21 protein-coding genes are annotated in these 21,268 nt (G+C 66.8%); 8 read left to right on the forward strand and 13 right to left on the reverse strand.

Translation table 11 applies throughout. From position 1 onward, the window contains the following. Positions 1–4 precede the first annotated feature (4 nt). Entirely contained in the window at positions 5–592 is a 588-nt protein-coding gene (locus FN976_RS16075) for a 5-formyltetrahydrofolate cyclo-ligase (RefSeq protein WP_145894048.1), read from the reverse strand. Positions 593–1,575: 983 nt separating this feature from the next. Here FN976_RS16075 and ltrA point away from each other — a divergent pair. The 6 genes from ltrA to FN976_RS16105 all read left to right on the forward strand — a co-directional run bounded on the left by ltrA (position 1,576) and on the right by FN976_RS16105 (position 8,831). Beyond that, complete coding sequence (ltrA, locus tag FN976_RS16080) at positions 1,576–3,276, forward strand: group II intron reverse transcriptase/maturase (RefSeq protein ID WP_145894049.1); 1,701 nt, start codon at positions 1,576–1,578, stop codon at positions 3,274–3,276. Positions 3,277–3,395: 119 nt separating this feature from the next. Next, positions 3,396–5,423, forward strand: a complete 2,028-nt coding sequence (locus FN976_RS16085) for a lytic transglycosylase domain-containing protein (protein ID WP_145894050.1) — start codon at positions 3,396–3,398, stop codon at positions 5,421–5,423. Next, entirely contained in the window at positions 5,423–5,920 is a 498-nt protein-coding gene (locus tag FN976_RS16090; protein WP_145894051.1) for an MgtC/SapB family protein, read from the forward strand. The genes FN976_RS16085 and FN976_RS16090 overlap by 1 nt, the downstream gene beginning before the upstream one ends. A 92-nt stretch (positions 5,921–6,012) precedes the next feature. After that, complete coding sequence (locus FN976_RS16095; protein ID WP_145894052.1) at positions 6,013–6,699, forward strand: glutathione S-transferase family protein; 687 nt, start codon at positions 6,013–6,015, stop codon at positions 6,697–6,699. A gap of 5 nt (positions 6,700–6,704) precedes the next feature. Next, positions 6,705–7,595 (forward strand): 4-hydroxy-tetrahydrodipicolinate synthase, encoded by an 891-nt coding sequence (gene dapA / locus FN976_RS16100; protein ID WP_255440477.1) that lies wholly within the window; start codon positions 6,705–6,707, stop codon positions 7,593–7,595. Positions 7,596–7,604: 9 nt separating this feature from the next. After that, positions 7,605–8,831 carry a multifunctional CCA addition/repair protein gene (locus FN976_RS16105; protein ID WP_145894054.1) on the forward strand — a complete coding sequence of 409 codons (1,227 nt, stop codon included), beginning with the start codon at positions 7,605–7,607 and terminating at the stop codon, positions 8,829–8,831. Here FN976_RS16105 and FN976_RS16110 read toward each other — a convergent pair. The 12 genes from FN976_RS16110 to FN976_RS16165 form a co-directional block, all read right to left on the reverse strand. Then, positions 8,828–9,232, reverse strand: a complete 405-nt coding sequence (locus FN976_RS16110) for a hypothetical protein (RefSeq protein ID WP_145894055.1) — start codon at positions 9,230–9,232, stop codon at positions 8,828–8,830. The two genes, FN976_RS16105 and FN976_RS16110, sit on opposite strands and share 4 nt — an antisense overlap. Before the next feature lie 18 nt (positions 9,233–9,250). Further along, positions 9,251–9,538 (reverse strand): hypothetical protein, encoded by a 288-nt coding sequence (locus FN976_RS16115; protein WP_145894056.1) that lies wholly within the window; start codon positions 9,536–9,538, stop codon positions 9,251–9,253. Between the two features lie 111 nt (positions 9,539–9,649). Beyond that, a complete protein-coding gene (locus FN976_RS16120) occupies positions 9,650–10,465 on the reverse strand; it encodes a helix-turn-helix domain-containing protein (RefSeq protein ID WP_145894057.1) in 816 nt (271 codons plus the stop codon). A gap of 46 nt (positions 10,466–10,511) precedes the next feature. Beyond that, entirely contained in the window at positions 10,512–11,435 is a 924-nt protein-coding gene (locus FN976_RS16125) for an ROK family protein (RefSeq protein WP_145894058.1), read from the reverse strand. Further along, positions 11,432–11,626, reverse strand: a complete 195-nt coding sequence (locus FN976_RS16130) for a DUF2905 domain-containing protein (protein WP_145894059.1) — start codon at positions 11,624–11,626, stop codon at positions 11,432–11,434. The genes FN976_RS16125 and FN976_RS16130 overlap by 4 nt, the downstream gene beginning before the upstream one ends. Positions 11,627–11,672: 46 nt before the next feature. Then, a complete protein-coding gene (locus FN976_RS16135) occupies positions 11,673–12,806 on the reverse strand; it encodes a Gfo/Idh/MocA family protein (RefSeq protein WP_145894084.1) in 1,134 nt (377 codons plus the stop codon). A 29-nt stretch (positions 12,807–12,835) separates the two neighbouring features. Then, positions 12,836–13,843 carry a sugar phosphate isomerase/epimerase family protein gene (locus FN976_RS16140; protein ID WP_145894060.1) on the reverse strand — a complete coding sequence of 336 codons (1,008 nt, stop codon included), beginning with the start codon at positions 13,841–13,843 and terminating at the stop codon, positions 12,836–12,838. Positions 13,844–13,996: 153 nt separating this feature from the next. Further along, on the reverse strand, positions 13,997–14,968 hold the full coding sequence (locus FN976_RS16145) for a substrate-binding domain-containing protein (RefSeq protein WP_145894061.1): 972 nt from the start codon (positions 14,966–14,968) through the stop codon (positions 13,997–13,999). A gap of 64 nt (positions 14,969–15,032) precedes the next feature. Further along, positions 15,033–16,040, reverse strand: coding sequence for an ABC transporter permease (locus FN976_RS16150; protein WP_145894062.1), 1,008 nt, complete (start codon positions 16,038–16,040; stop codon positions 15,033–15,035). Further along, positions 16,021–17,505, reverse strand: a complete 1,485-nt coding sequence (locus tag FN976_RS16155; RefSeq protein ID WP_145894063.1) for a sugar ABC transporter ATP-binding protein — start codon at positions 17,503–17,505, stop codon at positions 16,021–16,023. The genes FN976_RS16150 and FN976_RS16155 overlap by 20 nt, the downstream gene beginning before the upstream one ends. After that, positions 17,502–18,671, reverse strand: a complete 1,170-nt coding sequence (locus FN976_RS16160) for an ROK family protein (RefSeq protein ID WP_145894085.1) — start codon at positions 18,669–18,671, stop codon at positions 17,502–17,504. The genes FN976_RS16155 and FN976_RS16160 overlap by 4 nt, the downstream gene beginning before the upstream one ends. A 149-nt stretch (positions 18,672–18,820) precedes the next feature. Further along, entirely contained in the window at positions 18,821–19,918 is a 1,098-nt protein-coding gene (locus FN976_RS16165; protein WP_255440479.1) for a class I SAM-dependent methyltransferase, read from the reverse strand. A gap of 17 nt (positions 19,919–19,935) precedes the next feature. On the opposite strand from FN976_RS16165, the gene FN976_RS16170 reads away from it, so the two are divergent. Both FN976_RS16170 and FN976_RS16175 read left to right on the forward strand, forming a co-directional pair. Continuing rightward, positions 19,936–20,709, forward strand: a complete 774-nt coding sequence (locus FN976_RS16170) for an SDR family oxidoreductase (RefSeq protein WP_145894064.1) — start codon at positions 19,936–19,938, stop codon at positions 20,707–20,709. Continuing rightward, on the forward strand, positions 20,706–21,074 hold the full coding sequence (locus tag FN976_RS16175; RefSeq protein WP_145894065.1) for a dihydroneopterin aldolase: 369 nt from the start codon (positions 20,706–20,708) through the stop codon (positions 21,072–21,074). Before FN976_RS16170 ends, FN976_RS16175 begins: the two co-directional genes overlap by 4 nt. Positions 21,075–21,268 lie beyond the last annotated feature (194 nt).

Genomic DNA, 21,268 nt, shown 5'->3' on the forward strand with positions numbered 1-21,268 from the left:
CACCTCAGCTGAACGGCCACACGACGCCGTTGTCGTTCAGGATGGTGTCCAGCGGCACGTCGTGCGGTTCGGCCTCCAGATCGGCCAGGAAGCCGTTGGTGAAACCCAGCCCGACGGTGAACGGGCGCGGCTGCAGCTCCGCGAGGGTGCGGTCGTAGAAGCCGCCGCCGTAGCCCAGCCGGTAACCGCCCGGCCCGTAGCCCACGCAAGGCACGAACAGCAGCGTGGGGACCACGACTTCCGTGTCTTTGGGCTTGGGAATGCCGTATGCATCCTCTTCCATCGGACAACCGGGGAACCATGCGTGGAATTTCAGCGTCCGATGCAGCTTGTCGACGACCGGCAGCCCGATGCGGCGCAACTGCGCCTGGTCCAGCAGCTCGCCGTCCTCCTTCCACCGGTGGAGGGCCGGCAGGGGATCGAACTCGCCCTTGATGGGCCAATAGGCCCCGATCACGGTATCGGGCCGTCCCACCAGCCAGATGCGCATCACCCGCTGCAACAGGTCGGCCCGCTGTAGCCGGTCCGGCATGTTGAGGCGTTGTTCAATCAAACCCTTCCGCAAGGCCCTTTTTTCTTCCGACCTGTCCATAATTTCCCGATGGTGCGACTCGATGTCGCTTCTAGCCAGTCCGAAAGGGCTGGTTGCGTAGTGTGTCTACGCCTTAACTAGAGCCGTTTTCCAGAGGGAAAACGGACGGCTTCCTCCCAGGAAGTCTAACCAGAAGAGGCTGCGCGGTGCCCGTCACTTCCAGCCCCTGAAGCAGCCCACCCAGGGTTGACTTCGCAACAAGAGCCGCCACGAGGCTGGCTTTTCTGTTGCCTGAACGCTACGTTTTACGAACTTTTACAAGTGCGAGAACGCAGCACCGGGGCTCTAGCCCGGTCACAGCGACGCCATCCCCGGCGTCTTGTTTCTCGGAACCGCGCTTGGAACAGCGCGTCCCCTTCCGCACGTGCTTCTGGAGTAATCCGGGGGTGCGGAGCTGCGGATAAACGTCCCGTGCGCGAGCACACAGACCATGCGCAAGCAAGGTCGATGGCCTGAACAAGACTGGCCAGAGACGAAGGGGAACAGGGTATGGGAAAGCGAAAGCTGAACGTACGTTTGAACTGCCGTAAAAATTGAGCAGCTAACTCTTGAATCCCGCGCAAGCGGGGAGCTGCAACCAAAAGGTAAGGTGCTGTGGAGTTCAGGATCATCGACCTGGACTCGTTCCCTACAACCGCACCCGGCAGATAGTACGTCCCTAACCCCGTCACCGGTCCGCCAACTGGTGGGCGCCGGGGGAAACGAGGTAAGCCCAATTCACCGCCATGTCCGCAAGGAGATGGCTAGCCCGATCAATGGCACTGCCAGAGTGACGGTGAGTTGTGTAGTGGGTAGAGGAAGTAGCAAAAAGCGAATGCCAGTCTGTAATGGAGTGGATAGGGGCCTGTTCCCCAAGGTGAAAGCCTGCTGACTTGCTACAGGTGCGACGGCGTGAAGCCGCTGCAACTTCATCAACCGACCCGGAGGGACCAACCCTCCAGGGTTGGTCCCTTCTTCAACGGGTCATCCTCATTGGAGAAGGTATGGAAAACATCCGCAAGGATGCTGCGTCTTCAAGCGGACCAACTGACTGGCATTCCATCGATTGGAAGCACGTCATGCGGTTTGTCGGAAAGATGCAGCTGCGCATCGCGCAGGCAGAACTGGTGAAAGACTTCCGGAGAGTCACACGACTTCAACGGAGTCTGATCCGATCCTGGCAGGCCAAGGCATTGGCGGTCAGGAAAGTAACCGAGAACCAAGGGAAGCGGACGAGTGGCATCGACCGCGTACTTTGGGACACGCCAGAAAAGAAATGGAACGCGATTGGTTGTCTTCACCTGAAGGGATACCGGGCACGCCCACTGCGGCGGGTCTGGATTCCGAAAGCGAATGGGAAGGAACGCCCCCTGGGTATCCCCACCATGCGCGATCGCGCGATGCAAGCGCTTTTTCTGCTTGCACTGGAGCCAGCGACCGAGTGCTCGTCTGATCCGAATTCGTATGGATTCCGGAAAAGGCGATCTACACACGATGCGCGGAGCCAGTTGTTCAGCGTTCTGTCCCGGAAGGTTTCGGCCGTCTGGGTGCTGGATGCGGATATCGCAGGGTTTTTCGACAACATCAACCATGACTGGTTGCTGAACCACGCTCACATGAGCAAGGTGACGCTAAAGAAGTGGTTGAAATCTGGAGTAGTCGACAAGGGTCAACTCCGGCGCACGGAAGAAGGAACGCCGCAAGGCGGGATCATCTCTCCGTTGCTGGCGAATATCACGCTGAACAGCCTGGAAACGGGGCTCGCGCGTTACCTACGGGAAACGTTGGGTCTCAAACCGGCTGCAAGCGCGAAGGTGAATCTGGTGCGGTATGCCGATGACTTCGTGGTGACCTGCAGCTCGAAAGAGTTGCTGGAAACTGTGGTCCAACCGTGGATAGAAGAATTCCTGCGCGAGCGGGGACTGACGCTGTCCAAGGAGAAGACCCGCATCGTGCATATCGACGAAGGATTCGATTTCCTGGGGTGGACGTTCCGGAAGTTCCAAGGAACGCTGCTCATCAAGCCGAGCCGGAAGAACGCGAAAGCGTTTTACGACAAGGTCAAGGGAATCATTGCCGACTCGCTGGCCGTTCCAACAAGTACGCTGATACAGCGCCTGAACCCCGTCCTCATGGGCTGGGCCAGGTACCACCAAGGCGTCGTGGCCAAAGAGACCTTCAGCAAACTCGACCACCTCATTTACTGGCGGTTGATGCGTTGGGGGTTGCGGAGGCACTCACGAAAAACCAGCAAGTGGGTCTATGACCACTACTGGCTGGGTGCCGGTTCGCGCCGGCAGTTCGGGGGACGCGGCGTTGATCGTCGGGGTGACGCGGTACGGATTCACCTGTACCAGTTGGCGGACACGAAAATTGTTCGTCACGTCAAGATCAAGGGGGACTACAACCCCTTCGACCCGGCGTGGGAGGTCTATGGCGAGCGCCTGCGGGTGGACCGGATGTCGCAAGACATCTGGGACATCCAACGGTTCAAGTTGTGGGCCGCCCAGGATGGACGCTGCGCTCACTGTCAGCAGGAAATCGACGTGGCTGAGGACGGCTGGCACGACCACCATATCGAGCCGGTTCAGCTTGGCGGGAGCGATGCTCTTGCCAACCGGGTTTTGTTGCACCCGGTATGTCACAGGCGTATCCACGCCCTGGGTTTGGAGGTTGCCAAGCCGGTCCCAGCACGGGGACTTTAATCTGATGAGCCAGGACTGAGGCATGCAACTCAACAGTCCTCGGTAAATCGGTGGTCGTGCGTGAGCCGTATGCGGGGAAACTTGCACGTACGGTTCTTAGGGGGGGATAACATCGCGAGATGTTGTCCCTACCCTCCAAGTTGAGAACAATTCTGGCATCGTTCGCGCCGCTCACGTTCTTCGCGTTGTTTGCGGCCGCGGCGACCGTGTCCGCGCAGCCCCGCGACGACGTCATCCACGAGATGCAGCAGGCTTTCCGCGCCGGCAACAAGGCGCGGCTCGCGCAGCTGCTGCCGGCCGCCCGCGGGCATGCCCTGGAGCCGTGGGCCGCCTACTGGGAACTGCGGTCCCGCCTGGACACCGCCTCGATGCAGGAGATCCAGGAGTTCTTCTCGCGCTACGCCGGCAGCTACCAGGAGGATCGCCTGCGCAACGACTACCTGCAAATGCTGGGCGCGCGCCGTGATTGGACCACCTTCGCCCAGGAGCACCCTCGCTACCGCATGAACGACGACCGCGAGGTCCGCTGCTACGCGCTCCTGGTGCAGTACCTGAAGGAGCCGAGCGCCGCTCCCGCCATCGCCGACGAAGTGCGCAAACTCTGGCTGGCCCAGCGCGAGGGCGACGACGGCTGCGCCACCGCCGCCAGCCGGATGATCGGCGACAACGCGGCGGGCCGGCACCGCCTGACGCAAGCAGATGCCTGGCGCAAGGCGCGCCAATCGGTGGAGATCAACCGCCCGCGGCCGGCAGCCGCCGCCATCGAGATCGTGGCGCCGGAGGCCTTGCCGCAGCTGGCGGAGCTGAACGCCAACCCCGCGAAGTTCCTGGCGAGCCGGGCCTTTGCCGCGTCGCGAGTGCGCCGTGAAATGACCGGCCTGGCGCTGATCAAGATGGCCACCACGGAACTGGAAAGCGCCGCCACCCAGCTGGAAAACAAATGGGGCGTGCAGATGAGCCCCGAGGAGCGCGACTGGATCTGGGGCGTGATCGGCCGGCTCGCCGCGCAGAAGCTGCAGCCGGACGCCTATTCGTACTTCGCGAAGATCGGCCGCGACAGCCACCTGAGCGACGAACTGCTCGGCTGGAAGGTGCGGGCGGCCCTGCGCGCCGGCCGGACACCCAACTGGGCGGGCGTGCTGCAGGCCGTGAATTCCATGACGGACGAAGGCAAGGCGGATCCGACCTGGGCCTATTGGAAGGCCCGAGCCTTGCTCGCGGGGACGCCGGGCGAGAACCAGCGCGCCGAAGCGCAGAAGCTGCTGGAATCCATCGCCTCGCCGCGCGGCTTCTACGAGATGCTGGCGCTGGAGGAACTGGGGCAGAAGGTGGTCGTTCCGATCCGCCCGGGTCCGCTGACCGACACCGAGAAGGAGGCGGCGCGCCTGAATCCCGGCCTGAACCGGGCGCTGTACGCCATCGCGATCGGGCTGCGCGCCGAGGGCGTGCGCGAATGGAACTACACCACCAACCTGCACAAGCCGGGCGGCATGACGGACCGCGAGCTGCTGGCCGCCGCGCAGTTCGCCTGCGACAAGCAGGTGTGGGACCGCTGCATCAACACCAGCGAGCGCACGCGCGGTGAATTCGAGGCGGCCCAGCGCTACCCCATGCCGTTCCGCGAGCAGGTGGTCCAGCGCAGCCGCGAGATCGGCCTGGACCCCGCCTATGTCTATGGGCTGATCCGCCAGGAAAGCCGCTTCATCATGGACGCGCGCTCGCACGTCGGGGCGTCCGGCCTGATGCAGGTGATGCCGGCCACGGCACGCTGGACCGCCAAGCGCATCGGCATGAACGACTTCCGGATCGAGCAGCTGAACGAGCGCGACGTCAACATCGCCATCGGCACCGGCTACCTGAAGACCGTGCTGGACGACTTCGCGGGCTCGATGCCCATGGCCGCCGCGGCCTACAACGCCGGCCCCGGCCGCCCCCGCAACTGGCGCAACGGCCCGGTGATGGAAGCGGCCGCCTGGGCGGAGAACATCCCGTTCAACGAGACGCGTGACTACGTGAAGAAGGTGCTGGCCAACACCACGCTCTACGCCGCCATCCTCACCGGCCAGCCGCAATCGCTGAAGGCGCGGCTGGGTACCATCGGCCCGCGCGAAACCAGCCTGCCGGAACCCAACAAGGAAATCCCCTGATGGCCTGGTGGGACACCGTAGTGCGCACTGTCGCCTCGGAGTTCTCGGATCTGGCCGATGCGGAGCAGCTCACCCGGCTGGTGGTCCGCTTGCTGCTCGCCGCCGTCCTGGGCGGGCTGCTCGGCCTGCAGCGCGAGCGCCAGGGCAAGGAAGCCGGCATCCGCACCCACATGCTGGTGGCGGCGGGGTCCGCGCTGTTCGTGCTGGCCCCGATGCAGGCTGGCATGGATGCCGAAGGCCTGAGCCGCGTGCTGCAAGGGCTGCTGGCTGGGGTGGGTTTCATCTGCGCCGGCAGCATCCTGAAGCTCGAAAACGAGGAGCAGGTCAAGGGCCTGACCACGGCCGCCGGCATCTGGATGACGGCCGCCATCGGCATGTGCGCGGGGCTCGGCCGCGAGAGCACGGCGGTGCTCAGCACGCTGCTGGTGCTGGGGATCCTGGCGCTGGAAGGGCCGCTGACGCGTTGGGGGCTCCGCAAGGAAGGCAAGCAGGACTGACCGTTCGCCCCGGCATCAATCCGGCGATTTTTTTGCATCAATCGGCGCTTCGCGGCCCCTTAGCATCGCGCTCACTGCAACCAAGGACCGCCATGCTCAGCCTCTACATCGGCAACAAGAACTACTCTTCCTGGTCCATGCGGCCCTGGGTCCTGCTCAAGCAGGCCGGCATCCCGTTCCAGGAAAAGATGGTGCGCTTCGATTCCTTCGACGGCGATTCGGGTTTCAAGGAAGCCATCCTCAAGGTCAATCCGGTCGGGCGCGTGCCGGTGCTGGTCGACGACGGCTTCAGCATCTGGGACACCCTCGCCATCGCGGAATACGCAGCGGAGAAATTTCCCGACAAGAAGCTGTGGCCGGCCGACACCAAAGCACGGGCGCGCGCCCGGAGCGTTTGCGCCGAGATGCATTCCGGTTTCGCCGCACTGCGCAGCCACTGCCCGATGAACATCGAGGCTTCGCTGCCGACGCCCGGCGCGCTGGTCTGGCGCGACCAGCCGGCGGTGCGGGCGGACGTCCAGCGCATCGTGGCGATGTGGACCGAGCTGCTGGAAACCCACAAGGGCCCGATGCTGTTCGGCGAGTTCAGCATCGCGGACGCCTATTTCGCGCCGGTCTGCATGCGCCTGAAGAACTACGCGCTGCCGGTGCCTGGCCACATCACCGATTACATCCGCCGCGTCTGCGCGCTCTCCGGCGTGAAGGCCTGGGTGGAAGACGCACTGGCGGAGAAAGATTTCGTGGATTTCGACGAGCCCTACCGGACATCCCGAGGATGACGGGCGTGTCGACGCCCCGCCATTGGGGCACGGTCATGAGCGCGATGGTCACGCCGTTCGACGGCGCGGGCCGCGTCGACCTGGATGCAGCGCGCGACCTCGCGCGCTGGCTGGTCGCGAACGGCAACGACGGCCTGGTCGTCACCGCGACGACCGGCGAAGTCTCGACGCTCACCGACGATGAACGCCGCAACCTGGTGCGTGCCGTCAGCGAGGCGGTCATCGTGCCCGTGGTGGCCGGCACCAGCAGCAACGACACGGCGCACAGCATCCAGCTCACGCGCGAAGCGCAGGGCCTGGGTGCGGCCGGCATCATCGCCGTCGGGCCGTACTACAACCGGCCGCCGCAAGCCGGCATCGAGGCGCATTTCCGCGCCATCGCCGGCGCGACCAAGCTCCCGGTCATGCTCTACGACGTGCCCGGCCGCACCGGCCGGCGGATCGCGGAGGACGTGCTGCTGCGGCTGTTCCGCGAGGTGCCGAACATCGTCGCGCTGAAAGATGCGACGGGCGATCCGCCTGCTGCCGCAGCCCTGGTCGCGCAGGCCGGCGAGCACTTCGATTTGTATTCGGGCGATGACGCGTACACGCTGCCGCTGCTCGCCGTCGGCGCGGCGGGTCTGGTCGGCACCACATCGCATTGGACCGGGCCGCAGTTCCAGCGCATGTTCGCGGCGTTCCGCGCCGGGCGCGTGGCGGAGGCACGCGAGGTGCACGCTTCCCTGATCCCTTCGTTCCGGTTCGTCAACTCCGACGAAGCCGTGTATTCGATGTGCGTCAAGGCGATGATGCGCACGCTGGGGCATGCCGTCGGCGACTGCCGGCTGCCGTTGCCGCCTTGCCCGCCGAATGTCGAGCAGCAGGCTCGCGAAGTCTGGAAAGGTCTCGGCCGCTAAACTGGCCGCATGCAAACCTATCGAGTCGGCGGTGCGGTGCGCGATGCCCTGCTGGGCCTGCCCGTCCACGACAACGATTGGGTGGTGGTCGGCGCGACGCCCGAGGAGATGATCCTCGGCGGCTACCTGCCCGTCGGCAAGGATTTCCCCGTCTTCCTGCACCCCAGGACCCGGGAGGAGTACGCGCTAGCGCGGACCGAGCGCAAGACCGCGCGCGGCTACCACGGCTTCGCCTTCCACACGGACCCGGGCGTCACGCTGGAGGAAGACCTCGCCCGGCGCGATCTCACGATCAACGCCATGGCGCAAGCCGAGGACGGTACGCTCGTCGATCCGTTCAACGGACAAGGCGACTTGCGCGCCAAGATGTTGCGCCACGTCACGGAGGCGTTCCGCGAGGACCCTGTGCGCATCCTGCGCGTCGCGCGCTTCGCGGCGCGCTTCCCGGGGTTCAGCGTGGCGCCGGAAACGCAAGCATTGATGCGTGCCATGGTGGCCGACGGCGAGGTGGATGCGCTGGTGCCCGAACGTGTCTGGCAGGAACTGGCGCGTGGCCTCGGGGAACAGCGGCCATCCCGCATGTTCGAGGTGCTCCGCGGCTGCGGCGCGCTGGCCGTGCTGCTGCCTGAGGTGGAGCGGCTCTGGGGCGTGCCGCAGCGCGCCGACTACCACCCCGAGGTCGACACCGGGGTGCACCTGATGATGGTTCTGGACATGGCGGCGCGCCTGCAGGCCCCGTTGCCGGCGCGCTTCGCCTGCCTCACCCACGACCTGGGCAAGGGCACCACGCCAGCCGACATCCTGCCGCGTCACCTCGGCCACGAAGCCCGCAGCGTGGATTTGCTGCTGGTCCTCTGCGAACGGCTGCGCGTGCCCAACGAATGCCGCGAACTGGCGGAAGTGGTGGCGCGCGAGCACGGCAACATCCATCGCAGCGAAGCCTTCGATGCGACGGCCGTGGTTCGGTTGCTGGAACGCTGCGATGCCTTCCGCAAGCCGGACCGGTTCGTGCAGGTGCTGCTGGCGTGCGAATGCGATGCACGCGGAAGGCTCGGACTGGAAGAGCGGCCCTACCCGCAGAGGGACCGCCTCCTGGCTGCATTGGGGGCCGCCCGCGCCGTGTCGACCGCCGCCATCGCGGAAGAAGGCCAGGCTCGGGGGCTGGCCGGCCAAGCCATCGGGCAAAGAATTCACCAGGCCCGGATCGCGGCGGTGGCGGCCGCGCTGGCGCACTAGCCGGCCTCGCAGAATTTCCAGAGGCAGCCGCTGCCGCTCGCACAGCGCCAACGGCCCGTGCGGACGAGAACGGTCAGGACCTCGCCGCCGCTGCGCACGGCGAGTTCGGGGAACAGCTCGCGCAGCTCGGGAAAGCGGGCGACGACCCAGGGCGCCACCCAGTAGCGGACCCCGCAGCGCAGTGCCGTCAGGAGTTCCTGCGGCGCGCCGCCAGGCGGGACCGCGCGCCGGCGCACCAGCCGTTCCACCAGCCGCGTGCCGTCGCCCGTGGCCCAGTCGAAGAAGCGCGACGGCACGTGCAGGCCGCGCGCATGGGCCTGCCGGACGATCTCGGCAACGAATTCATCGAGTGCCTCGACCGCCAGCAACGGCGGATCGGAAGCCGGCGCATGCGTTGCCACGGCGTCCGCTTCGCAGGCTCAGCCGCCGGCCTTCAGGTACATGAGGATTTCGGAGAACTGCTCGCGCGTCATCATCTCGCCCTTGACGCCCATCTTCCTGGCGTTCATGTCCCAGCTCATGGCCATCATGTCCAGGAACTCCTTGCGCGACACCATGCCGTCCTTGTTCTTGTCCATCATCTTCATGGACATGATCTCGGCGAAAGGGTAGTACTCGGCGTTGGTGGGACCTTGCGCGAAGGCCGTGCCGGACATCAGGGTGGAGGCGGCCAGCAAGGCGCCGCAAGCGATGTTTTTGAGGTTCATGGGAAAGCTCCTGTCGGATCGAAGTGGTTGAAAAATCCCCGCTGCTCGCGGGTGTCGCCACTGTGCCGAGCCGGGGTCCGGCCGCGTTGCCCGAACGTCCCGGACGCTTGCCTATTTCGCCCAGGCGGCGGGTGACGTGCCGACCACTTCCTTGAACTGGCGCACGAAAGCGGATGCCGTGGCGTAGCCGACGCGGCCCGCCACCGCCTTCACCGGCAGGCGGCGTTCCAGCAACCGCTGCGCCTGCCCCATGCGGTAGTTCACCAGGTAGTTGTGCGGGCTGCGGCCCACCAGCGCCTTGAAGCGCTCGACGAAGCGGCTGCGCGACATGCCGGCTTGGCGCGCGAGGGCTTCGACATCGAGTCCGGTCGCGTAGTTGGCATGGATCACCTGCAGCGCGCTGGCGATGCGGGGGTCCGCCGCGCCGGCCAGCACGCCGGACCGGCATTGGCCCGCCTGCGCCGCGTGCCGGGTGACGTAGCCGAGGACCACCTCGCACAGGCGGTCCGCCAGGTGCTTGCTGCCGGGCGCGCTGGAAGCCGCTTCGGCGAACAGCGCCTCCAGCGTGTGCCGGATCGCGTCCAGCCGGGCGAGCGGCAGCACCACGACCTCGGGCAGCGCGAGGCTCACCGCCTGCTGGAAGCGTTCGCCGAATTGCGTGAAGGCGCAGACCAGGTCGAATCCGCGGTCGTCCACCGCGCGCACCCAGTGGGCGCAGGCCTGCGGAAAGAAGACCAGGGACGGCTGGTCGATGATCAGCGGCTCGCCACCGGGCGTCAGCACCTCGGCGCGGCCCTCGCGCACGAAATGCAGCGCGCCGGTGCGGTAGTTGCGCAGCAGGTTGTCCTGCGTGCAGCGCGTGCCGACGAACACCACCTCGGCTTGCAGGCCGAGGCTGTCGAAAATGAGGTCGTCGAAGGGGTCCATGGCCCGTTGGTCGAGCCTGGGGACGCGGCCTTACAGCCGAGCCAGCTCAGACCAGCAGCGCCAGTGCCGCGTAGTCGCCGACGCGCTCGGCCAAACCGGCCGGCACCAGCTCCGCCCCCGCCGTCAGCGCCGGGAGCTTGCCCGCCACCTGCGCCTGCAGGCGCGGCAACAGGTAGTCCTTGTTGTTCACGAACACGCTGCCGCCCAGGCTGATGCGCTGCAGGTCGAGCGTGACGACCAGGTTGTAGAGGGCACGGCCCATCACGCGGCAGAGTTCGTCCACCGTCGCCACCGCCCCAGCATCGCCGGCACGTGCGTGCTGCAGGAGGCCCGCCGCGTCGGAGCCAAAGCGCCGCGCGATCGCGTTGCCAGCCACCAGCGCCTCGAGGTCCCCCACGTTGCCGCAGCCGCACAGCGCGTCGTCGTTGTCGACCACGAACATGTGGCCGCCGTGGCCGGCATTGCCGTTCTTGCCGCGCAGCACGCGGCCATCGACGCACACGCCCATGCCGATGCCGGTGCTCCAGGTCACGTACGCGCAATGCTCGAAGCCCTGCAGGGCGCCCCAGCGCCGCTCGGCTTCCAGCGCGGCGATGCAGTCGTTCTCCACCCGCACTTCCGCAAATCGATGGCGCAGCGGCGCTTCCACCGGTGCGCTCATCCAGTTGTTCGGCAGGCCGCGCTCCGGCCCCGCCAGGCCGCCGCAGATATTCGGCGCCGCCAGCTCGACCAGGCCGGCGCGCAGCACGAAAGGCCCGCAGGAGGAAACGCCCGCGCGTTGCACGGTCTGCGGCGCCACACCCGCCTCGGCGCAGGCCTCGTCCACCATTCGGATCACCTGGTGGGCCAGCGCGTCGTCGTTCCCGGTCTTGGCAGTGGGCTCGCTGCGGCGCGCGACCAATTCCAGCCCTGCGCCGCTGTTCAGGCTGACCGCGACCTTGGTGCCGCCGATGTCGATGCAGGCTTTCATACGAATCTCGCGATGCCCGCCGCGGCCATGCTGAGCAGCAAGGTGGTGGTGAGCGGGATGAAAAACTCGCGACCGAACAGCTTGAAGCGGAAATCGCCGGGCAGCTTGCCGAAGCCCAGCCGTTGCAGCAAGGGCGTGAACCAGCTGATCAGGATCAGCGCGAGAAAGATGACGATCACCCAGCGAATCATGGCTGCAGTTTAGGGGCTGCGGCCTCGTGCTGGGGCCCGTCGCTGCTCAGCCGCGCACCTCGGTCCACTTCTCGCTGCTGCGCGCCGAGGCCAGTACCGCCTCGATGAAGTGCACGCCGCGCGCGCCGTCTTCCACGCCGGGATAGTCCGCCTCCAGTGGATCGGCGATCGTGTCCGTCGCATGGGCCCGGATGTCGGCCGCCACGCCGGCGTACACGTTGGCGAAGGCCTCGATGAATCCTTCGGGATGGCCAGGCGGAATGCGGCTCGCGCGCTGGGCCGCCGGATGCAGCCAGGGCGCGCCGCGCGTCAGGACCCGCGGCGGGCCCGACAGCGGGAAATGGGTGAGCCGGTTCGGCTCCTCCTGCCACCATTCCAGCGTGCCCTCGGTGCCAGACACCCGCAGCCGGAAGCCGTTCTCGATGCCGGAATTGATCTGCGACGCCACCAGCACGCCGCGCGCGCCCCCGGCGAACCGCAACAGCATGTTGGCGTCGTCGTCCAGTTGGCGTCCCGGCACGAAGGACGTGAGGTCGGCCGACAGGCTCTCCAGCCGCAACCCCGTGACGCTGCTGATCAGGTTCTCGGCGTGGGAGCCGATGTCACCCACCGCCCCCGCCCCGCCGCTTTGCGCGGGGTCGTTGCGCCAGGCCGCCTGCTTGTTGCCCTCTGCTTCCAGGCGCGTCGCCAGCCACCCTTGGTTGTATTCGACCACCACCTTCCGGACCTGGCCGAGTTCTCCGGCGCGCACCATCTCGCGCGCCTGGCGGACCATCGGGTAGCCGGTGTAGTTGTAGGTGACGCCAAAGACCGTGCCGCGCTTGCGCACGGCGGTGACCAGCGCTTCGGCCTGCACGCCGGTGTGCACCAGCGGTTTGTCGCACACCACGTGGAACCCGGCCTCGACGAAGGCCTGCGCGACCGGGAAGTGGATGTGGTTCGGCGTGACGACGGAAACCACGTCGACGCGCTCGGCCGGATCGCGCCGCAATTCGTCGGCCAGCAGCGCCTGCCAGTCGCCGTGGTTGCGGTCGTCTGCCAACCCCAGCTCGCGGCCCGAGGCGCGCGCCCTGTCCGGGGTGGAGGACAGCGCGCCGGCCACCATCTCGTACTGGCCATCCAGCGCCATCGCCATGCGGTGCACGGCGCCGATGAAGGCGCCCTGGCCGCCACCGACCATGGCGTAGCGCAGCTTGCGTCGAGCTTCAGTCACTGTTTCTCCCGCGCGAAAGCCGCGTCGAAAGCGCCCACGGCCGGCTTGAAGTCGAGGCGACGGCAGAAGGCGGCACTCTCCGTCGCGCCATGCACGCGGTCCATGCGGCTGTCCTCCCATTCCACCGAGAGCGGACCGGCATAGCCGACGTCGTTGAGGGCCACGATGATGGATTCGAAGTCCACCATGCCGCGGCCGACGCTGCGGAAATCCCAGTGGCGGCGCGCATCACCGAAACTCGTATGGCCGCCGAACACGCCGACGGTGCCGTCGCCCTTGCCCCACCACACGTCCTTCATGTGCGCGTTGTAGATGCGGTCGGGGAAGGTGCGGATGAACTTCACGTAGTCCACGCCCTGGTAGGCGAGGTGGCTGGGGTCGAAGTTGAAACCGAAACGCTTGTGCCCTTTCACGGCCTCGATCGCGCGCTGGGTGGAGGCGATGTCGAAGGCGATCTCGGTCGGGTGCACCTCGAGCGCGAAATTGATGTCGTTCTGCTCGAAGGTGTCGAGGATCGGGCCGAAGCGCCTGCCGAAGTCGGCGAAGCCCGCGTCCCAGAATTCCTGCGTGGTCGGCGGGAAGGCGTAGGTGGCGTGCCAGATCGAAGAGCCGGTGAAGCCGGTGACGGTCTTGACGCCGAACCGGGCCGCTGCCTTTGCCGTGTCGGCGAGCTCCTTGGCGGCACGCTGGCGCACGCCTTCCGGCTCTCCATCGCCCCACACGTGCTCAGGGAGGATGGACTTGTGGCGGGCATCGATCAGGTCACACACCGCCTGGCCGACCAGGTGGTTGCCGATCGCCAGCGAGGTCAGGCCGTGCTTCTTGAGCAGCGCCCATTTGTCGCGAATGTAGGTGTCGCTAGACAAGGCTTCCTGCACATTGAAGTGGTCGCCCCAGCAGGCCAGCTCGAGGCCGTCGTAGCCCATGCTCTTGGCGAGCGGGGCGAGTTCGGACAAGGGGAGGTCGGCCCATTGGCCGGTGAAGAGGGTGATGGGTCTCGGCATGAGAGCTCCTTGAATTCGCTCCCTGTCCCGCTTGGGGACGCGGGGTCCCCAAGAAGCTTTGCTTCTTGGGGTGCTATGGGTTGGGGTGAGGGTGGTGGCGCGCTTGCCCCTCACCCCAGCCCTCTCCCCAGAGGGGAGAGGGAGGAAGACACGTCAGAAGGGAGAATTCGGGAAGTAGAAGTCCTTCGCGTTCGCCTTCGTGATCAACACCGACGGCACGATGTTGTTCGCCGGCAGCTTCTGGCCCTTCAGGCGCGCCTCGCCGGTCATCTTGATGGCGTCGTACATGAACTTGGGCGAGTAGGACACATTGGCCTGGATCAGCGGGTCGCTGCCATCCATCAGCGTCTTGATCGCGCCCTTGGCACCGGCACCGCCGAACACCAGCTTGATGTCCTTGCGCTTGGCCTGCTCGATGGCCTTCAGCACGCCCACGGCCATGTCGTCGTCGGCGGCCCAGACGGCGTCGATCTCCTTGAAGCGCGTCAGGTAGTCCTGCGTCACCTTGAAGGCATCGTCGCGGTTCCAGTTGCCGTGCTTGGCGTCCAGCAGCTTGATGCCGGGGTGGTTCTTCATCACGGCGTTGAAGGCGTCCATGCGCTCGTTGTCGATCGTGGTCGGGATGCCACGCAGCGCCACGATGTTCCCCTTGCCATTCAGCGCCTTGGCGATGTACTCCGCCGGGATCTTGCCGAAGGCGGTGTTGTCGCCGGACACGTAGGCGTCCTGCGCGCTGGTGTCGGTCAGACCGCGGTCCACCACCGTGACGTAGATGCCCTTGGCCTTGACCGCGGCGACCGGCTTGGTGAGCGCGGCCGATTCGAACGGGAACACGACCAGCGAAGTGATCTTGTTGACGGTCACCAGGTCCTGCAGCTGGTTGGCCTGCTCCGACGCGTCCTTGGCCGTCTTCACGATCACCTGGATGCCGGGGTTGGCCTTCTCCAGGTCCTTCTTGGCCTCGTTGGCCCAGAACACGGCGCCGGCCATGAAGCTGTGGGTGGCGGCGGGCATCGACACGCCCAGCACTTCCTTCTTGGCCTGCGCCAGCGCGGCCGGGCTCACGGCCAGCATCGCGGCCGCCGCCATGGCGCCCAGCGCCAGTCTGCGAGTGAACTTGCTCATCTTTGTCTCCTTGGGGTTGCATGAATGGCGGTTTCGCTGCCGCCGGTGGTTGAAAAACGCCGGGTCACCGCCGCCCCCGCTGCAGGAAGGCGACGACGATGATCACGATGCCCTGCACGGCGGCATTCAGGTGCACGCTGATGATGCTGGTGAGGTTCAGGATGTTGCTGATGACCGAGAGCAGGATGGCGCCGACCACGGTGCCCGCGACGCTGCCGGCGCCGCCCTTCAGCGCCGTGCCGCCGACGATCACGGCGGCGATGGCTTCCAGCTCCCACAGCAATCCGGTGGTCGGCGAAGCCGAGCCCAGGCGCGGGACGTAGAGCAGTGTGGCGATTCCCACGCAGACGCCGAGCAGCATGTACGTCAACACCTTGACCTTGTCGACGTCCACGGCCGCATAGCGCGCCACCTGCTCGTTGGAGCCGATGGCTTGCACATAGCGGCCGAAAGCCGTGCGGTTCAGCAGGAAAGCGCCGGCGATCGCGACCGCGGCGAACACCCAAACCGGGAACGGCACGCCCAGCAGGTTGCCGTAGTAGACCGGGGCGTAGACGTCGGCCAGCGCGTTGTCCAGCGTGATCGCGCCGCCATCGGCGAAGTAGGTGAGATACGCGCGGAAGATGCCCAGCGTGCCCAGCGTCACGATGAAGGGCTCGATGCGGCCCTTGGTGATCAGGAGGCCGTGGGCCAGGCCGAACGCGGCGCCAAGGGCCAGCGCCACCGCCATGCCCAGCGCCACGACCAACATGGGCGAGCCGAGCGAGCCCGCGGTCTTGTTCATGACCAGGATCACGCAGCCAGCGATCAATGCAGCCATCGAGCCCACCGAGAGATCGATGCCGCCGCTGATGATGACGAAGCACATGCCCACGGCGATGATGCCGATGAAGGCCGTGCGGGTGAGCACGTTCAGGCCGTTGTCCACGGTCGCGAATTCGCCGTTCAGCAGTGTGCCGGCGATGCACAGCAGCACGAGGCCCACCACCGGCCCGAAGCCGTGCAGCTTGCCCCACAGGCTGGCGGCGTTCCTGGCGCCTGCGGCGCGCGATTCAACGGGTGCCGGTGGCATGGGCGATGAGCTCCTCTTCGGTCAGGCGTTCGTCCTGCAGCGTGGCCGCGAGCCGGCCGCCGCGCATCACAGCCACGCGATGGCACAGGCCGATCAGCTCGATCAGCTCGGACGAGATCACGATCACGGCGCGGCCCTCGCGCGCCAGCCGCTGCACCAGGAAATAGATGTCGCGCTTGGCGCCGACGTCGACGCCGCGCGTCGGTTCGTCCAGCACCACCACGCGCGGCTGCGGCTGCAGCACCTTGGCCAGCGCCAGCTTCTGCTGGTTGCCGCCGGAGAGCGCCGAGGCGCGCTGGTCCAGGTCGCCCGTGCGGATGCCATAGGACTGCACCGCTGCGGCCAGCGCCTCCTTTTCACGGGCAGGGGCCAGCCAGGGGCGCGCATACCGCTTCAGGTCCATCAGCGTCAGGTTCTGGCGCAGCCCGAAGTCGACGTGCAGGCCCTTGCCCTTGCGGTCTTCGCTCAGGTAGGTGATGCCTTCGTTGGCGGCCTCGCGTGGATTGCGCAGGTTCACCGGCACACCCGCGACTTGGACCTGCCCGCTGCTGCCGGGACGCAGTCCGAGCAAGCCTTCGAACAGCTCCGTCCGGCCCGCGCCGACCAGCCCCGCGAAGCCGAGGATCTCGCCGGGCCGCACTTCGAAGCTCACGTCCCGCGCCCACCCGGGCACCTGGAAGCCGGACACCTGCAGCAGCGGCGCGCCTTCCGGTGCCGGTTCCTTGGGCGGGAACAGGTCGGAGAGTTCGCGGCCCACCATCAGGTTGGCCATGGCGTGGCGCGTGAGTGACGCCGTCGGCTGGCGCGCGACGAAAGCGCCGTCGCGCATGACGACGACTTCGTCCGTGACCCGCTCGACTTCATCGAGCTTGTGCGAGATGTAGACGATGGTGGTGCCTTCGCCCTTCAGCTGCGCCATCAGCGCGAACAGGCGCTCGGTTTCACCGGGCGTCAGCGTGGCGGTCGGCTCGTCCATGATCAGCAGGCGCGCCTTGCGGGCCAGCGCCTTGGCGATCTCCACCAGCTGCTTCTCGGCCACGATCAGTTGCCGCACGCGCGTGTCGGGACTGGCCTGCAGGCCGACCTGGCGCAGCACTTCGGCGGTGGTCGCGCGCATCGCCTCATCATCCAGCCGCCAGCCGCGCGTCTTCTCATGGCCCAGGAAGATGTTCTGCGCGATGGTCAGGTCTTCCGCCAGGTTGAACTCCTGGTGGATCAGCACGATGCCGTCGGCCTCGGCTTCGCGCGAGCTGCGGAAGTGCCGCGGCTGGCCATCGACGAGGATCTCGCCAGCGCTGGGCTCGAGGTAGCCCGCCAGGATCTTCATCAGGGTCGACTTGCCCCCACCGTTTTCACCCAGCAGGCCCATCACCGTGCCCGGCGTGATGGCGAAGCTGACGCCGTGCAGCACTTGCACCGGGCCGAAGCTGCGCTTGACGCCCCGGAACTCGATGGCGAGGCTCATGCCCGGCTCCCCTGCTGTCGCAAGGACTCCTGCATCGCCAGCGCGCCGGCGCCCACGAGTCCGACCTCACCACCCAGCGGCGTGTACTGGATCTCCAGGTGCCGGGTCGAAAGGGCGAGCGAGCGGTGATACACGCTCTGCCGCACCGAGGCCAGGAACAGCGGCCCGATCTGGGTGACCCCGCCGCCGATGAACACGTGCGAAGGATTGAAGAAGTTGACCACCGAGGCGAGCATCTGGCCGATCAGGCTGCCCGCGCGCTGGATGATCGCGTTGGCCGCGGCGTCGCCATTGCGGCTGGCCTGGCCGACGTCGACCGCGGTCAACCGGCCATTGGCACGCAGGATTTCGGCCAGCGCCGCGCTCTCGCCGGCCTGCGCCGCTTCGGTCGCCATGCGCGTGATGGCAGGCGCGGCGGCCATCGCCTCGACGCAGCCCAGGTTGCCGCAGTGGCAGCGCGGGCCCGCCTGGTCGACGCAGATGTGGCCGACGTCGCCGGCCGAACCGTTGGCGCCGCGGTAGACCTCGCCATGGCAGACGATGCCGCAGCCGATGCCGGTGCCGACCTTGATGACCATGAAGTTCTGCAGGCTGCGCTGCAGCCGCCAGAGTTCGCCCAGCGCCATCAGGTTCACGTCGTTGTCCACGAAGACGGGCGCGGTGAAGACTTCGCCCAGGTAGTCGCGGATCGAGAAGCTGTCCCACTCCGGCATCAGCGGCGGGTCGACCAGTTGCGCGCTGGCGAAGTCCACCGGGCCGGGCACCCCCATGCCGACGGCGATGACCTGCCTCGCCGAAACGCCGCAGCGCGCCAGCAGTTCGCGCATCACGTCACGCACCCGTGCCAGCACCACGCCGGGGCCGGCGCGCACGTCGGCTTCTTCGCTATGGCGGGCGAGGACGCCGAGGTCGGGCCGCATCACGGCGACATCGAGGCTGGTGGCGCCGAGGTCCACGCCGATCACCACGCCCAGGCTCTGGGCGAGTTGCAAGCGTTCGGGACGGCGGCCGCCGGAGGAGACCTGCAGGCCGGTTTCTTCGAGCAGCCCCTGCTCGATCAAGCCCGCGGCGAGTGCGTTGGCCTTGCTCTTGGAGCAATCGAGCCGCCCCGCCAGCACGTGGCGCGAGCTGCCGGCGGACCAGAACACGGTCCGCAGGACGTCCATCTCGGTGGGCGAAAGCTGGGTCCAGCGCGTCACGCTGTTGTCTCCTGTGGCAACCGGCTTTGTGGGCGCCAGTTTGGTTGATCGGATGCTAGGCACCCGACTTTAGCCACGCAAGACTGATCTTCGGCCAATTTCAGGCCGAAGTAGGGTTATAGGCGTCCGGTCCGGTCGCCTTGGCGGAAACCGATGGCGTCCCAGCAGGTTCCCTTGTGGAAGGCGATCACCTTGAAGAGTTCGCCCATCTCGTGCTCGGCCAGGAGGCGCTGCGCCGCCGTGCGTTCAGTCAGTGGCGCCTGTTCCATGCGCGCCACGATGCCGCAATTGATGAGGAAGCGGCCCTGCGAGGTGTAGCCCAAGGTCGCCAAGCCCGCCTCCTGCGCGGCCAGCGCCAGGCCCGTGAAGTTGACGTGCGCCGTGATGTCCTTCTCGCCCGGTGCCTCCAGCGGATCCGGGTCCACGAGGTGGCCGCGGTGGCACATCACGGTGCCCATGTGGCGCTGGGAGTGGTAGTACTCGGCTTCCGGAAAGCCATAGTCGAGGAAAAACGCGGCGCCTTGCTGCAGGCGGTCGGCCAGGGTGCGGATGAAAGCCTCGGCCTGCGGATGGATCTCGGTCAGGTAGTCGTGGTCGCCCGCGACATCGACAGGCGGACGCAGCCCGGTGGGCTGGTCGGCGAACACCAGGGCCTCGCCGTTGGCTGCCACCCCGCGCTCGTGCCACGCACCGCCCAGGCGTTGCAGCAGCTTGACCGGCATGGCGTCGAGCACTTCGTTGCCGACGAGCACGCCCCGCATCTGTTCAGGCAGGGCATCGGCCCACTGCACCCGATCGCCGAACGCGGCCAGCGCCGCCTGCTGCCGCTCGCGCAGGCTCGCCGACACTTCGACGATGGTGTAGCGGCGGACGTTGGACTGCAGTGATCGCAACAATTGCGAAGCGAGCGCCCCCGAGCCCGCACCGAACTCCCAGATCTCGTCGGTGCCGGTGGCCTGCAGCGCGTCGGCCACCTGCACGGCCAGGGCCTGGCCGAACAGCGGCGTCATTTCCGGCGCGGTGACGAAGTCGCTGCCGGACGAAGGCATCGCGCCGAACTTGCGCGAGGCGTTCGCGTAGTAGCCGAGCCCCGGCGCATACAGCGCCAGCGCCATGTAACGGTCGAACGGCAGCCAGCCGCCGGCGCGCGCGATCTGCTGGGCGATCAGAGTCTGCAGCGCGGTCGTTACACTGGAAGCATGCGGTTTCGTCACCGCGCGATTGTCCCCGAATGAACGCCGCGCCTTCCCCTCGCACCGTGCTCGTCACCGGCGCCGCCAAGCGGCTGGGCCGGGAGATCGCGCTGGGCCTGGCCGCCGCGGGCTGGCAGGTGGCGGTGCACTACCGGGGCTCGGCAGCGGACGCGGCGCAGACATCGGCCGATTGCGCGCGCCACGCATCTTCGGACGTGTTCGACGCCGACCTGGCGGACGAAGCCGCCACGCGCGCGCTCCTGCCTCGCGTGATCGCGCGCTTCGGCCGGGTCGACGCAGTGGTGAACAGCGCGTCGCGTTTCGTGCACGACACCGCCGGCAGCTTCGGTTACGCGGAACTCGCCGCGCATCTCGCCGCCAACACCGCCGCACCCATCGTGCTGGCGCAGTCCCTGCACGAGCATGTGGCGGCGCTTGGCGCCGAAGGCGTCGTGGTCAATCTGCTGGACCAGAAGCTGTGGAATCAGAACCCGGATTTCCTGAGCTACACGCTGTCGAAGGCCGCGCTGGAAGCGGCGACCACGATGCTGGCGCAGGCGTTGGCGCCGCGGCTGCGGGTGGTCGGCGTGGCGCCGGGGCTCACCCTGACCAGCCACATGTTGTCGCAAGAGAAATTCGAGCAGCTGCACAAGTTGTCGCCGCTCGGGCGATCTTCGACGCCGCAGGATGTGGCGCATGCGGTGCGCTTCGCGCTGGAGAATTCGTCCATCACCGGAACCACGCTGCTGGTGGACGGCGGCCAGCACCTGATGAAATTCGAGAGGGACTTCTCCCTCATGCAACTCCCATGACCAAAGCCGGCACCCAGATCCTCACCCTCGAAGGCCTGCGCTTCGATGCCAGCCTGGGCATCCTCGACCAGGAGAAGACGGCGCCTCAGCCCATCCTGGTCGACGCCGAACTCAACCTGGGCACCCAGCCGCTGCTGCCCAGCGATGACGACATCACGCACGTGCTGGACTACCGCAAGGTGCGCAAGATCATCATCGAGGAGTGCACCGCCCAGCACGTCAACCTGCTGGAAAGCATGATCGGCAAGCTCGCCTACCGGTTGATGCAATTGCCGGGTGTGCTGGGCGTGCGCGTGCGCATCGTCAAGCTGGAGATCTTCGAGGATTGCGAAGTGGCGATCCGGGTCGAGACGGGGCAGTGGTGATCGACGCCTAGATGTGAAGGTTCAATAGGTTGTTTCGGGTGTTCACCCGGAGAAGTTTTGAGAGACTGGAAATCGCCAAACCCCCAGTCAACTCTCCACGAACACCCGGATGAACACCCATAAGAATGCCCGATTGACGTACCTTCGCCGCCTCGAATTGGTCCAGGACATGACCGAGCGTGGCCTTTCAGCAT

This window comes from Caenimonas sedimenti (assembly GCF_007833165.1).
Classification (GTDB): Bacteria; Pseudomonadota; Gammaproteobacteria; order Burkholderiales; family Burkholderiaceae_C; genus Ramlibacter; species Ramlibacter sedimenti.

Excerpts from the sequence above, each read along its gene's own strand:
- FN976_RS16075 (WP_145894048.1), bottom strand. The coding sequence starts at position 592 with ATGGACAGGTCGGAAGAAAAAAGGGCCTTGCGGAAGGGTTTGATTGAA.
- ltrA (WP_145894049.1), top strand. The coding sequence starts at position 1,576 with ATGGAAAACATCCGCAAGGATGCTGCGTCTTCAAGCGGACCAACTGAC.
- FN976_RS16085 (WP_145894050.1), top strand. The coding sequence starts at position 3,396 with ATGTTGTCCCTACCCTCCAAGTTGAGAACAATTCTGGCATCGTTCGCG.
- FN976_RS16090 (WP_145894051.1), top strand. The coding sequence starts at position 5,423 with ATGGCCTGGTGGGACACCGTAGTGCGCACTGTCGCCTCGGAGTTCTCG.
- FN976_RS16095 (WP_145894052.1), top strand. The coding sequence starts at position 6,013 with ATGCTCAGCCTCTACATCGGCAACAAGAACTACTCTTCCTGGTCCATG.
- FN976_RS16105 (WP_145894054.1), top strand. The coding sequence starts at position 7,605 with ATGCAAACCTATCGAGTCGGCGGTGCGGTGCGCGATGCCCTGCTGGGC.
- FN976_RS16115 (WP_145894056.1), bottom strand. The coding sequence starts at position 9,538 with ATGAACCTCAAAAACATCGCTTGCGGCGCCTTGCTGGCCGCCTCCACC.
- FN976_RS16120 (WP_145894057.1), bottom strand. The coding sequence starts at position 10,465 with ATGGACCCCTTCGACGACCTCATTTTCGACAGCCTCGGCCTGCAAGCC.
- FN976_RS16125 (WP_145894058.1), bottom strand. The coding sequence starts at position 11,435 with ATGAAAGCCTGCATCGACATCGGCGGCACCAAGGTCGCGGTCAGCCTG.
- FN976_RS16130 (WP_145894059.1), bottom strand. The coding sequence starts at position 11,626 with ATGATTCGCTGGGTGATCGTCATCTTTCTCGCGCTGATCCTGATCAGC.
- FN976_RS16135 (WP_145894084.1), bottom strand. The coding sequence starts at position 12,806 with ATGGTCGGTGGCGGCCAGGGCGCCTTCATCGGCGCCGTGCACCGCATG.
- FN976_RS16140 (WP_145894060.1), bottom strand. The coding sequence starts at position 13,843 with ATGCCGAGACCCATCACCCTCTTCACCGGCCAATGGGCCGACCTCCCC.
- FN976_RS16145 (WP_145894061.1), bottom strand. The coding sequence starts at position 14,968 with ATGAGCAAGTTCACTCGCAGACTGGCGCTGGGCGCCATGGCGGCGGCC.
- FN976_RS16150 (WP_145894062.1), bottom strand. The coding sequence starts at position 16,040 with ATGCCACCGGCACCCGTTGAATCGCGCGCCGCAGGCGCCAGGAACGCC.
- FN976_RS16155 (WP_145894063.1), bottom strand. The coding sequence starts at position 17,505 with ATGAGCCTCGCCATCGAGTTCCGGGGCGTCAAGCGCAGCTTCGGCCCG.
- FN976_RS16160 (WP_145894085.1), bottom strand. The coding sequence starts at position 18,671 with ATGGACGTCCTGCGGACCGTGTTCTGGTCCGCCGGCAGCTCGCGCCAC.
- FN976_RS16170 (WP_145894064.1), top strand. The coding sequence starts at position 19,936 with ATGAACGCCGCGCCTTCCCCTCGCACCGTGCTCGTCACCGGCGCCGCC.
- FN976_RS16175 (WP_145894065.1), top strand. The coding sequence starts at position 20,706 with ATGACCAAAGCCGGCACCCAGATCCTCACCCTCGAAGGCCTGCGCTTC.